Source organism: Paenibacillus sp. 22594 (genome assembly GCF_052044425.1).
Classification (GTDB): domain Bacteria; phylum Bacillota; class Bacilli; order Paenibacillales; family Paenibacillaceae; genus Paenibacillus_AQ.
Genome location: NZ_JBQENA010000001.1, coordinates 185,330 through 199,170, shown reverse-complemented (window position 1 = coordinate 199,170; position 13,841 = coordinate 185,330). Strand labels below are relative to the sequence as shown.

Genomic DNA, 13,841 nt, shown 5'->3' with positions numbered 1-13,841 from the left:
ACAGCCCTCGATACTCGGGGGCTTTGCTGTACCCTTCCTCCATGGAGTCGGCATCTGATAAGGGAGTGATCTTGTATGATTCATTTACGCACAAGGGGACGATTCACTTCCAGCGTCAGTACCAAGCTTTTCATCCTCACCTTTCTCTCCGTTATCGTATTGTTTCTGGTCATCGCTTTATTTGGATATCAACGGTTGTCAGAGCCCATCAGGCAGAACAATAATAAAGTACTTCAAGGTTCTGTTGTACAGGTTGAAGATTATATTAAAACCTTGATGAACTCTTTGCAGAGTCAGCTCATTTTTCTCTCCACACCAGTTCTCTACAATACAATGAATGAAGATGATTATTCGCAGCTGATAGATAACATCATGATCTACCATCAGGAACAGATCCATGGGATTTATTTAATCGAAAATGACAAAGTACACATCAGCTCTCCCTATGGTTATCAATTTTTCGTTCCCCCGGAGCGGATCAAGGAGATTAAAGCTCAGACGGGTAAAATGGGCCTCTGGTGGAGTCCCCCGCATCCGGTCAACGAACGCTCCGTGATTACAGTTGCCAAGCAAATCGATAAGAACAGAGTCATTGCGTTAGACATCAATTTAAGTGCACTAACGGGGCCACGGATCATCCAAGACGAGCAGCGCCGTATTTATCTGTACACGCATACCGGAGAATACTTATCAACGAATACGTATCTCGAATATCCGAAAACCTATCAGGATCATTTGGAAATGAAAGAGGCTTTGCGTTCGTTAACCCAAACAGGCGTGTCCTCTTATAACACAGTTCATACTTCTTTTGGTAACTATACCGTACTTAGCAGTAATCAGAATCGCTGGGACTGGGTCATCTTCTCCGTGATCGAGGAGTCCCAAGCCTTTCCATTATTAGATTCTCTTAAACATCAGTTGGAATTTGTGCTTCTCATTGCCATCCTGTTAGCGGTAATCGTATCCGTATGGATTACGAACTACATCCGCAAACCGGTAACAGCCATTACACGTCAGTTCAAGGCGGCGGCACTGGGGAATCTGGAAGCCCGGATCAAGCTGAAGCGTAATGATGAGTTTACGCATATTGGTGACGGCTTTAACCGGATGATGGACAATATTCAATCGTTATTTGACGATTTGCGGGAAGCGGAGGAGAAGAAGCGGCATCATGAGCTCAAAGTGCTCCAGTCACAAATTCATCCCCATTTCTTAAACAACACGCTTAATGCCATATATTGCTTGGGGGAGACCGGGCAAACTCAAGAAATGGCTGAGATGATCCGCTCACTCATGGGGCTGCTGCAATACTCCACTGACAAGGTGGGAGATATTGTGACGGTCGGGGATGAACTGCAGCAATTAGAAAGATATGGTCAGGTTATGAACCTCAGGTATGGCCCTGTGTTCGAGATGGACATTGCCGTGCCGGAGATCATTTGGGGTACACCGATTCCCAAGCTGACACTAATTACATTAGTAGAGAACAGTATCTTCTACGGCCTGAATCAAGATGAAGTAAATCACATCATTGTGACTGGGAAACATGAAAGTGCAGGTCTTGTGATTCTTGAGGTTTCCGATACAGGACCGGGTATTGAATTAGAGAGGCTTGAATCACTGATGGAAAAACCGGAAACATCTAATCCTTCCAAAGGTCTGAACAATCTTGGACTCCGCAATGTGCAGGAACGGCTTCGAATGACATTTGGTTATCCGTATGGTTTGAATTTTCAGGTAGAACCGGATGAAGGCCTTTTGGTTACCATTCAGCTCCCTGCGGGAGAAAATGGGGAATAGAGGGCTAATGCAGAAGGGGGTTGCGGCATGCTGAAGCTTCTAATGGTGGATGATGAGCAGTGGGTTCGTGAACGATTTTCAGAACGGATTCCTTGGTCTGATGCTGGGTTTATGTTTCTAGGAGCAGCTTCGGGTGCAGAAGAAGCCATCCGGATGATCGAGCGGGATATGCCCCATCTGCTGCTGACGGATATAACCATGCCGAAGATGAACGGGCTCGAATTAGCCGGCTATGTGCGAAAAAGATGGCCGCGGATTCGAATCGTGATCCTGACCGCCTATGGGGAGTTCGAATTCGCGCAGCAAGCCATTCGGCTCGGTGTGAACAATTATTTGATCAAGCTGGCCCAGACACCCGAACAGATTCTGGAGGCCTGCAGCAAGGTAGCCGAAGAAATTGAGCAGGAGATGGATGTTCATCAGAAGCTTGAGATGCGGAATAAGCTCGAACGGGAAAAAGATTGGACGAATAAACGTCAGTGGACGGATCGTCTGATGATTGACGATGGAGGCAGCTATGTCCTGACGATGCCTGAGGAATGGTTCGAAGGAATATCGAAAGCCCGTTATTTGGCGAGTTTGACTCTTGGCTGGAACAAGCCTGCGGATATCGAGGAGATTGAACATCACACTGAAGTAGAACATGGACAGCTTCAAAGTCAATTCGGTGAAGTACTGGAAATGAGACTGGACCAGCGCCTGACCGGTAAAGACAACCCGTTGATCATGCTGCCGATCGGTCAAAACCGTATATGTCTGCTGATCGGTTCCCGGCAACCATTCGAAGGCTTTCAGCTGAACCAGATGGCGTTGACCGTGCTTGAGGCTTTAAAGCCATTTGAGCCTGTCAGAGGCTTTATTCAAGTTGGGAAGGTAAGAGAACTAAGCAAACAGCCTTTATCTATAAGGCAGATTGCTGATGTTATGCGAGAAGGACTGGATGGACTGGCTGCGTATTTCTATAATCCCGGTTCGCCCATCGTTGGTAAGGAGGCTGCAGCATTCAAGCGAATGGATGCGGAGCTGTCGCGGGACTGGATTGCTGGCGTGGTCAAGGCGCTGCAGAGAGAGGATGCCAGTATGTTTCTCGAGGCGGCCTCTGTGATGATGAAGCCCTCGGACCCTGCGGTACATCCGGCTGATTTACTGCGCTTAACCAAGCAGATCTTCCATCCAGGTTTGTTGAAGCTGCCAGCATCAATCAACCCGCGTTTAGCCCGGATCGACAGGTTGGAGACATGGACAGATTACTGTGCATGGTGGGAAGGAACGATACTCGCCATTCAGGAAGGGCTGGAGAACAGCATCCAGCCGCTTGCTGCTGTGCGTAAGGAAATTCAATTCATGTGCCGTTATATCCGTGAGCACTATCAAGAGGATGTGCAGGTGGGCGAGCTAGCTGAGCTTGTTCACATGCATCCTTCCTATGCAGGTCAGTTGTTCAAGCAAGAGGTTGGAGAGAACGTATCGGATTATTTGAGTCGGGTACGGATGGAAAAGGCGAGTGAGCTGCTCGAGCGGACGACGATGAAAATTTATGAGGTTTCCGGGGCGATCGGCATATCCGACTACCGCTATTTTTGCAAGTTGTTCAAGAGCTACACCGGATTTACGCCCACGCAATATAAAAGCAGACAGATATAACGGCTATGAATCAGCCGCTGACCAGGGAACTGGTCCAGCATAGATCTAAAGGAGTGCGAAAGATGAAAACCATTCGGGTAGGTATTGTAGGTCTGGACAGCTCTCACGCTCTGGCATTCACCCGATTGTTAAATGATAAGAAGGATGCCTATCATGTGCCTGGCGGGGAAGTGACCATTGCATTTCCAGGGGGTTCCGCGGATTTTGAGCTGAGTTATTCTCGTGTTGCCGGGTATACGGAACAATTACGCAGCCAGTACGGTGTGAAAATCGTTGAGACTCCGGAAGACGTAGCTGAAGAATGTGATGCGATTCTACTTGCGTCGGCCGATGGGAGGGTGCATCTGGAAGGATTCCGGCGTGTTGCGTCTTATGGTAAACCCGTATTTATTGATAAGCCCCTGTCTGTTACGTCCATAGATGCAAAAGCAATTGTAGAATTGGCACGGCTTCATGGAGTTCCGCTGGTGAGCTGTTCTGCGCTGCGGTATGCTGAAGGATTAACAGAAGCTTTATTGCAGGCGGATAGCTGCAGCATTATCGGCGTGGATTGTTATGGTCCGCTTGACATACAACCTACTCAACCTGGGCTATTCTGGTATGGAGTTCATTCGGCTGAGATGTTATTTAGAACGTTGGGAACAGGTTGTGTTAAGGTTTCCGCTATCACAAGTGGCGATCACGACCTCATTACCGGTGTTTGGGAGAATGGAATGATCGGTACGATTCGCGGGAACCGCAAAGGCAACACCGGATTTGGAGCATTGCTGCATAAGAACACGAAAACACAATTTATCGATATATCCAGCCATCCGAAACCGTATTATGCCAGCTTGATGGAGAAAATTATGAACCTGTTTATAACAGGCATATCTGATATAGATACTGAACAAACGCTTCAGATCATTCGTTTTCTGGAAGCGGCCAATGAAAGTCGTGAATCTGGTATAGAAGTCTATTTATAGTTTCTGTTTCTGACAGGTTGCAATCACGTAACAATGAAACCTAGGGGGAATAAGCCTTTGGGCATCATGCGAGCAATCAGAGAACCTTCGACAGTCTTCAGTTGGAGAATTTGATGATACGGATTCAATCACCTTTAGGAAAGGTTGGTAGGCCTCAGTTCTTGGCTCAGCACGGGCTCATTGCCCGAAATCAGTAGGCCGCAGGCATGGGAAATCCGGATTCCCTCCAGATAACAGTGAAAATGCTCCCCGATAAAGGCTTTAAAGGAGAAGCTGAAATAACGGTCTGTTGCAATATGTAAATCCGCTGCAAGGCACTGCTTCAACTTATGAATATTCTAACGAAAAAGGAATCGAATGGTTATCATTAATACAGAAAAAAAGACGCCTCTCACCACAAATCAATGTGGAGATAGAGGCGTCTTCTTTACATCTTCATTTTTGCCCTTACTGCATTCAAGATCTGGTATAGGTACAAGAATCAGTCCAGGTACGGAGTTCCAGGGACGTTTTTTTTACAACGCTTGACCCTATGGTCATCTACAATACTGAGATTTCGCTGTGCCAAACCATGACTTTGAATCAAAATATGAATTATGCAAAATGCTCATACAAGTGAAGCATGCTTTATTAATCAGTATGGATCAATTATATATTAGTATTAATCATTGGATTGAAGGAAACGCTGCTTTATAATTTCATTGTAAAATCAAAGATATTTTAAGTCATACGAAAGATTCAACCGAATCAAGATAAATCCAACTCAATTGAGGGGCTGCAGGCGATGATAGAACTGAAGGGCAAACATGTCGTTCTTCATGATGGTGATTTGAAACGCAGGGAAGAAGCAAACAGGGCGTATTTAATGAAACTGACGAATGATAATCTCCTGTTTAACTATAAAGTAGAAGCAGGGAGATATCATGGCAGAGATATTCCACATGATGCACATGGGGGATGGGAAACTCCAGTTTGTCAGATCCGGGGACATTTTCTGGGACATTGGCTGTCTGCCGCGGCTATGCGGTTTCATGAGACTGGTGATTTGGAACTCAAACTTAAAGCGGATCTCATAGTAGACGAGCTTGCCGAATGCCAGAAAGATAATGGCGGACAATGGGCTGGGCCTATCCCAGAGAAATATTTACATTGGATCGCAACAGGAAAAGGGATATGGGCTCCACAGTATAATATCCATAAGTTATTTATGGGACTTGTGGATATGTACCAATTTACCGGCAGTCAAAAGGCACTCGATGTGGCCGATCGTTTTGCAGACTGGTTCGCCACATGGAGTAGTACCTTCACAAGAGAGAAATTCGATGACATTCTGGACATGGAGACAGGCGGTATGCTTGAAGCTTGGGCGGACCTGCTCCATATTACAGGGAATGATAAATACACTACCTTGCTGGAGCGTTATTACCGCAGCAGACTTTTTCACCCGTTACTGGAAAACAAAGACCCTCTGACCAACATGCATGCCAACACAACCATTCCTGAAGTACTCGGTTGTGCCAGAGCTTACGAAGTAACCGGCGAACAAAGATGGATGGACATTGTCACTGCCTACTGGAGATGTGCTGTCACAGAAAGAGGAACTCTGGCAACTGGCGGGAATACTGCGGGTGAAGTGTGGATGCCCAAAATGAAGATCAAGGCACGCCTCGGTGATAAGAATCAGGAGCACTGTACTGTATATAATATGATTCGTCTGGCAGAGTTTCTCTTCCGACATACATCAGATCCGGCATATGCGCAGTATATCGAATATAATTTGTACAATGGTATTATGGCTCAAGCCTATTACCAGGAATATCATCTGACCGGCAATAAGCACGGTAATCCCGAATCAGGGCTGTTGACTTATTTTCTGCCGATGAAGGCAGGCTTACGGAAGGATTGGAGTTCGGAGACCGATAGCTTCTTCTGCTGCCACGGAACGATGGTACAAGCAAATGCAGCATTAAACAGAGGCATTTATTATCAGGATCACAATGATGTATTTGTATGCCAGTATTTCCATTCTGAGCTGACAACAGAGATCAACGGAGAGAATGTCCGAATTCATCAATCTCAGGATCATATGAGTGGAAGCATGCTGAACTCTTCGAATACTGCAGGACAGCAGGAATTGAATGAGATCACAGCTCTTCACGAGAATCTGCCTGATTATAAAAAGTATGATTTCGAAGTCCATACCGGCTCTTATAATGAGTTCGCAATCCATTTCCGGATTCCGGACTGGATCATGTCAGAAGCCGTTATCTATGTGAACGATCAGCTTCATGGGAAATCTGCGGATCACAATGCATTCTACACCATATTGCGGAATTGGAGGGACGGCGATCGCGTCAGCATCATTCTGCCTGTCGGCATCCGTTTCTTTCCTCTGCCGGACGATGAACAGACAGGAGCGTTTCGCTTTGGTCCTGAAGTACTGGCTGGTATTTGTGAGAATGAAAGGATTCTCTTTACAACAGAAGAGGATGTTGCCTCTGAATTGATGATGGAGAATGAACGGGAATGGGGCAGCTGGCGCTATTTCTTCAAGACGGCCAATCAGGATCCGGGAATTCAGCTGAGAAGAATTCGCGATATTGGTTATGAACCCTATCAAGTTTACTTCCCGGTAAAAAAACTTTCTAGGTGATCTTAAAATGATTATTGAGGACATAAAAGGAAAGGGTGGTTATCTAGTGGAATATCATGTTGCAATTCATGGAAGCGATCAAGCGGCGGGTACGGAGGCACAACCTTTCCGCAGTATTTCCCGCGCTGCGGCTATAGCGGAGCCGGGAGATATCATAACCGTGCATACCGGTGTTTACAGGGAATGGGTTAACCCGGCCAATGGAGGAACAAAGGAAGAGAGGATTGTATACCAGTCTGCCGGGGATGGAGAAGTGGTTATCACGGGTGCTGAGCCTGTGGCTGACTGGAAAGACGAAGGGGACGGTGTCTGGAGGACGGAGGTGCCAAACAGTCTGTTTGTCATCCGCAACCCCTATCAGACTAAATTGTATGGTGATTGGTTGTTTGAAGGTGCGTTCGAGCCGCATCTGGGGGATGTGTATCTTGACGGAAAATCCCTATATGAATGTGATAGCGTTAACAAACTGCACAATCCCCAGGTTTGGCCGCAGGCCAAATATTCGGAGGACTCTTTGATGCAATGGTACGCGGAAGTAAGCCCAACTACAACCACCATATGGGCGAACTTCGGAGGCAAGGACCCCCGGCAAGAGAATGTGGAAATCAATGTGCGCCCTTATTGCTTCTGGCCAGAGAAGACCGGCCGCAACTATATTACCGTCAGGGGCTTTACTCTCCGCCAGGCATCACCCCAGTGGGCCCCGCCAACGGCTCTGCAAGAAGGGCTTATAGGTCCCCATTGGAGTAAAGGCTGGATTATTGAGAATAACACGATCAGCGAGTCCAAATGTACAGGTATCAGCCTAGGCAAAGAAATCACTACAGGGCAGAATGAATTCTCGGACAATCCCATCAAAGGTGGAACACAACGGGAGCAGGAGGTTATTTTCCGTGCACTACGCAAGGATTGGCATAAGGATCATATCGGAAGCCATGTTGTCCGCAACAACGTAATTCATGATTGTGAACAAGCTGGAATCGTTGGACATTTAGGTGGTGCTTTTAGCCAGATCTACCAGAATCGCATTTATAATATTCACCATAAGCGCATCTTTCACGGAGCAGAAGTGGGGGGAATCAAACTCCATGCCGCACTGGATACCCAGATTAGCGGGAATGTCATCTATAGTTCTTACCGGGCACTTTGGCTGGATTGGCAGGCACAAGGCATCCGCATTAGTCGAAATACCTTTTACGACAATCTTTCAGAGGATCTCTTTGTCGAGGTCTGTCACGGCCCTTATATGGTGGATCATAACCTGTTCCTATCGCCAATGAACTTCCGCAATATGGCCCAAGGCGGTGCGTTTGTTCATAATCTGTTTACCGGGAGATTTGTAGTGCGCTCCGAACTTACCCGCTATACTCCCTACCATATGCCTCATGAGACAGCGGTTGCCGGGTACAGCAACATCACGGGCGGCGACGACAGGTATTACAATAACCTATTTATAGGGGATGACGATCCGGGCAAAGAGCCGCTGCCTATGACCTTTTTCGAGCATCTTCCGCTCACGCCAAGGGAGGATATGGATTACGGCGAAGGCGCGGTGATGGACGGTGTACCAGACAACTCCCGCTGTTACCTTTATCCTGCCGGACTGGGCGGCTACAACGATTACCCAAGTACTTATCAAAAGCAGTGGTGGGAATATACCAAGGAAGAAATTGCGGCTATAAAGGAATCCGGAAAGCCATTTCAGCCCGATAAAATGGCACTCCCCGTTACGATACAGGGCAATCTGTATTTGAAAGGCGCGGTGCCGAGTAGTCATGAGTCAAATGCAAGAGTGTATGTCAAAGGCGGGGTCGAGATCGATATCGATCCGGCTACTTGCAAGGTAAAAGTGCATGTTCAAAGCCCTGAATTATTGCGAGGTGCAGCGCCTACGGTAGTCACCACTGAGCTTCTTGGTAGAAGCCATCACGCCGAAATGTATTACGAGGAACCGGATGGATCTTCTTACCGTTTCGACCACGACTTCTATCATAAGCTGCGCTCAGAAAAAAATGTAACACCCGGTCCGTTTGAACTATTTGACGACAGTCCGGTTGAGATTGTTTTGTAAATAGAATTATTAGATGATTTTTATACTACCCCAAAGAGAAATATAGTATCTTGTATCTGCTGCATGGAAAGGGTGGTTGTCAACATAACTTATTTGGGAAAAGCTTGTTATTTCAGGCTTTTCTTTTTTTATGTAGGAACATTTGTGTCAATGAAAAATGCATAAAGATGGAACAAGGTGGGATGAAGGAAATATAAGATGTTAGCTGACGCGGGACCTAAACCTTTGATGCCTAGATTGTCCAAGTGATTAATCTCATCAAGGATATCTTTATCTTCGTTTGTCTCAGAAATCTGTTTCTACCCGGCGATTCAGGAGTAGATATAAAGATACATAGATGGCACTAACACCATCGGCATATCAAGCCGTACAGCGTACGATCCGCGATGCTCAATATTGCCGTCTGGTAGCACACAGATTTCTCCAACCGTTAATATAAGGCTATGCGTGTTGAGAATAGACACATCGCTTTACCCTTTTAGATGTAATAATCTAAAGGGGGTTTTTTAAAATAAGAGAACGTAGCTATATTGAATTGAAGAGATCGCTATAGTCTACCATAATAAAACAAGATATCCATACCCTTGTACAAGGAGGCAGATTCTATGAAAACAATCGCCATTATTGAAGATGATGAACATATCGGAAATATTCTGGCAGAAACTTTGACCCGTGAAGGATATGATGTTATCCGGGCTTACTCAGGTACAGAAGCAATCTTATTATTTCAGCAGTGGACACCGGATTTGGTGTTGCTTGATTTGATGCTCCCTGGACGATCCGGTGAGGAATTGCTTCCTGAATTAAAAGGGATTCCGGTGATTGTAGTCAGTGCCAAGGCCGGGATTGATGATAGAGTTAATTCTCTGTTAGGCGGCGCCGCGGACTATATAACCAAGCCCTTTGAGATTAAAGAATTGCTGGCTCGAATTACCGTTCAGCTTCGTAGTCGAAGTGACCATGCCTCCGTCCTGACCTTTGGCGATTTGGCGATAAACATGACCTCTCATGCGTTAAGCGTAAAGAGCCATCCAGTGCATTTGACAAAAACGGAATTTGCAATCATCAAACTTCTGATGCAGAACCCAACGCAAGCGATAGCAAAATCAGTTCTGCTTGACCGAATCAGTATGGATACACCTGACTGTATGGAAAGCTCTCTAAAGGTCCATATCAGCAATATGCGCCGGAAACTCCGTGAAGTCAGCGGGAAAGAATACATTGAGGCCGTATGGGGAATTGGCTTTAAGCTGTCTGAGCATAAATCTTAACTGTTTCTTTACTGTTTTCTTTACTACCTTCTTAACTATTTCCCGATACACTCCATACATCAGTAGTAAGGAGGCGATTTAATGGATTATTGTTTAATAACCAATAACTTAAAAAAGTCATATGGGAATTTTAAAGCTTTGAATGGGCTGACCATGAAAGTGCCCAAAGGCTCAATTTATGGTTTTGTAGGGAGAAATGGGGCCGGAAAGACAACGCTCATTCGTTTGATTTGTGGTTTACAGCAGCCAACGGCAGGAGACTATACGCTGTATGGTAAAAAACACACCGCTAAGGATATAGTGAAATCCCGCCGTCGTATGGGTGCTGTGGTGGAAACGCCGTCGATTTATCTCGATTTGACTGCGGAGGACAATCTCAGAGATCAATATCGTGTATTAGGACTTCCTTCGTTCCATAATATCCCGGAACTGTTGCAGTTTGTGGGACTGGGGGATACAGGAAAAAAGAAAGCAAAAAATTTCTCGCTCGGTATGCGCCAGCGTTTGGGTATTGCCGTCGCTCTTGCGGGGGATCCGGATTTTCTTGTTTTGGATGAACCCATCAACGGACTTGATCCACAGGGTATCATTGAAATGCGTGAGCTACTTTTGAAACTTAACAAGGAACGGCAAATCACTATTCTAATCTCCAGTCATATTCTGGATGAGCTATCCAGATTGGCGACTCATTATGGTTTTGTTGATCAAGGGCAAATGGTTAAGGAAATCAGTGCAGCGGAATTGCACGCAGCATGTCGGACATGTACCTGGTTTAAAGTGTCGGACACGGGTGTGCTCGCCCGAGTGCTCGACCAGCGGGGAATAGAATACATAATCCGTACGCAAAACGAAGCCGTTATGTATGGAAAAGTGAGCGTCACCGACCTTGTTATGGAACTTGCAAAAAATAATTGCGAAGTCTTTACTATGAGCGAGCAGGATGAGAGCTTGGAAAGCTACTTTATCGGTCTAACCGGGGGTGGCGAAGTTGAATAAGCTGTTATCTTCCCACTTCTCACGCATGCGGAAAAGCAGAACGCTCCTGTCTTGCACAGTGGCTATGATGCTGTTTGCCAGTGCAATACTGTTCATTATCTACAGAGAAACAAGAATGAGCGAAGCTAGTCTGCAGCTTCATGAACTGCCACTCTTTCTTTTTAACATTGTAATTGGAGGAGCTCTGGCTACGTTTATAAGTCTGTTTTTGGGAACGGAATACAGTGACGGTACGATGAGAAATAAGCTGATCGTGGGACATCGAAAAAGTGACCTTTATCTGTCCAATTTAATATCCTGTTTTGTTGCGGGACTGATTCTTGCCCTAGTCTATATTGTCATTCTTATGGTAGGCGGCATTGCGGTACTTGCTTCTTTTGAGGCGGATTGGAATATGATATTGCTGTTACTAATAAGCAGTGTATTATTAATACTGGTATATGCTTCTATTTATACCATGATGAGCATGCTGTTTCAGAATAAAGCCGCGGTGGCGGTGACTGCCTTGATCGCATTTTTTGTTTTGCTTATAGCCGCAACCCAGCTTCAGAGTCGGCTCAGCTCAGAGGAATTTTATTCAGTTGACACACTTACGGATACAGGGAAGTATGTACAGGAATTGGTGGCGAACCCCAGTTATCCGCGTGGCACAAAAAAGGCAGTATATCAATTCTTATATGATTTCCTGCCGACAGGTCAAGCCAATCAAATTGCTATGGGGAATGCAACGGATTTTATCCAGATGTGGGTCTATTCTCTGGCAATTACAGTTATGACCACAGTTATTGGATTGTTAGGATTCCGTAAAAAGGACATAAAATAATGGAGTAGGTGTGGAATGAACATCGGATTGTGGCTCTTATTCGGCGTATTCGTGTTAATCATTGTATTTCTTGTAGGGAAGGTGTACCTTTTACGGAAGTCTACTCAGGAAATAAAGAACTCAATCGACGATATCCTCACATCCGATACCAATATATTGATTAGTATTTCCAGCCGTGACAGACAGATGCAGCAGTTGGCGCACAACCTGAACACCCAACTTGGTTTGCTGCGCCAAGAACGTCACCGTTATCAGCAGGGCGACACTGAATTGAAGGAAGCAATCACAAATATATCCCATGATTTGCGCACCCCTTTAACTGCAATATACGGTTATCTCGATTTACTGGAAGGGGAGAATAAGTCGGAATCCGTACAGCGGTATCTTGATCAAATTCAGAATCGGACTGAGGTCTTAAAGCAGCTGACCGAAGAACTTTTCCGCTATTCATTGATCACTTCGGTGCAAGAGATAAGCTATGAGAAGTTGACCCTGAACCGGGCGCTGGAAGAAAGTTTGTTATCCTATTACGGTGCATTTAAGACACGGCAAATTGATCCGGAAATCGAGCTTCCGGATTCACCGATTCACCGGTCGCTTGATCCCACTGCCCTCAGCCGTATTTTGGGAAACATCTTAAGCAATGTAATTAAGTATAGTGATGGTGATTTGAAGGTGAGTTTACATGGGGATGGGAAAATCACTTTTACCAATTCCGCTAAAAAGTTATCTCCGGTTACGGTGGGCAGGCTGTTTGATCGATTTTATACCGTTGAAGACGGCAGAAGCTCGACAGGATTAGGATTATCAATCGCAAAAATTCTTACAGAACGTATGGAGGGATATATTAACGCTTATTATCAAGATGGAAATCTAACGGTTGTATTGTATTTTCCTAAATAAAAGCAGAATGCCGCAAGCGGCGAGGTAACTTTGTGCCATTTGTGTAGGCGACTTTATGTCATTGGCAAACCATTGTCGGTAGACAAGAACATAGTTCTATAAGAACCCGCGCCCAGCGCGGGTTTTCTGTTTAAGGGACTATAAGGTATAGCATCATAACTTGTCAAAATTTAGCTTTTAACGTGAACAGCGAATGACTTTATAACTTAAGTTTATCTCTATGCTAGATACTGGTTTGTTAGGAATGTTATTTTCATTGTCTTCCAGAGTTAATATGAAGGTAGAATTTAACTAAACGAATAAACCCCATGTGACACAAGAAATTGTGAGGACTATATGTATTAACGTAAAGCAAAATTCATGTCATTGGTTGTTGGTGTCGGTGGACAAGAACATGGTACTATTTTTGATTAGATGATTAAATAAACATATTGATATGTTGATACATCGGACCTGAAATTACACAAAGTTGATTTTTTGAATGGATATACACTGCTCTTTTAGCATTTGGGTTTACTGTTCTAACAAAGAATTCCATGATCCCGCTTGCTGTGCTCATGATAAATTCATCTGTTGTATCATTTAGTGTCCTGCTTTTTAAGGTTACAAAGTTGGCATTTTACTTACCAGATCGGGCTGGCATTGATATGTTTATGTCTATGAGCGACAGAATTCACACCCCGTTCACAGGCGGTTTAGTCATGTTTACTTGGGT

The 13,841-nt window shown here is 45.2% G+C and carries 9 protein-coding genes; all 9 read left to right on the top strand.

The features are described 5' to 3' along the window. The first annotated feature begins 75 nt into the window (after positions 1 to 75). Positions 76 to 1,800, top strand: coding sequence for a cache domain-containing sensor histidine kinase (locus ACTJKB_RS00745; protein WP_440831366.1), 1,725 nt, complete (start codon positions 76 to 78; stop codon positions 1,798 to 1,800). 27 nt (positions 1,801 to 1,827) lie between these two features. Next, entirely contained in the window at positions 1,828 to 3,444 is a 1,617-nt protein-coding gene (locus ACTJKB_RS00740; RefSeq protein ID WP_440831365.1) for a response regulator transcription factor, read from the top strand. A gap of 62 nt (positions 3,445 to 3,506) precedes the next feature. Beyond that, complete coding sequence (locus ACTJKB_RS00735; protein WP_440831364.1) at positions 3,507 to 4,409, top strand: Gfo/Idh/MocA family protein; 903 nt, start codon at positions 3,507 to 3,509, stop codon at positions 4,407 to 4,409. Between the two features lie 784 nt (positions 4,410 to 5,193). Continuing rightward, entirely contained in the window at positions 5,194 to 7,062 is a 1,869-nt protein-coding gene (locus ACTJKB_RS00730; protein WP_440831363.1) for a beta-L-arabinofuranosidase domain-containing protein, read from the top strand. A gap of 46 nt (positions 7,063 to 7,108) precedes the next feature. Continuing rightward, the gene (locus ACTJKB_RS00725) at positions 7,109 to 9,133 is read left to right on the top strand and encodes a right-handed parallel beta-helix repeat-containing protein (protein WP_440831362.1); all 2,025 of its coding nucleotides are present in this window, start codon (positions 7,109 to 7,111) and stop codon (positions 9,131 to 9,133) included. 605 nt (positions 9,134 to 9,738) lie between these two features. Beyond that, positions 9,739 to 10,404: a response regulator transcription factor gene (locus ACTJKB_RS00720; RefSeq protein ID WP_440831361.1), complete on the top strand. Its 666-nt coding sequence runs from the start codon at positions 9,739 to 9,741 to the stop codon at positions 10,402 to 10,404. 81 nt (positions 10,405 to 10,485) lie between these two features. After that, the gene (locus ACTJKB_RS00715; protein WP_440831360.1) at positions 10,486 to 11,400 is read left to right on the top strand and encodes an ABC transporter ATP-binding protein; all 915 of its coding nucleotides are present in this window, start codon (positions 10,486 to 10,488) and stop codon (positions 11,398 to 11,400) included. Between the two features lie 25 nt (positions 11,401 to 11,425). Continuing rightward, positions 11,426 to 12,223 (top strand): ABC transporter permease subunit, encoded by a 798-nt coding sequence (locus tag ACTJKB_RS00710; RefSeq protein ID WP_440831359.1) that lies wholly within the window; start codon positions 11,426 to 11,428, stop codon positions 12,221 to 12,223. Between the two features lie 15 nt (positions 12,224 to 12,238). Continuing rightward, positions 12,239 to 13,126, top strand: a complete 888-nt coding sequence (locus ACTJKB_RS00705; protein ID WP_440831358.1) for a sensor histidine kinase — start codon at positions 12,239 to 12,241, stop codon at positions 13,124 to 13,126. Positions 13,127 to 13,841: the final 715 nt, after the last annotated feature.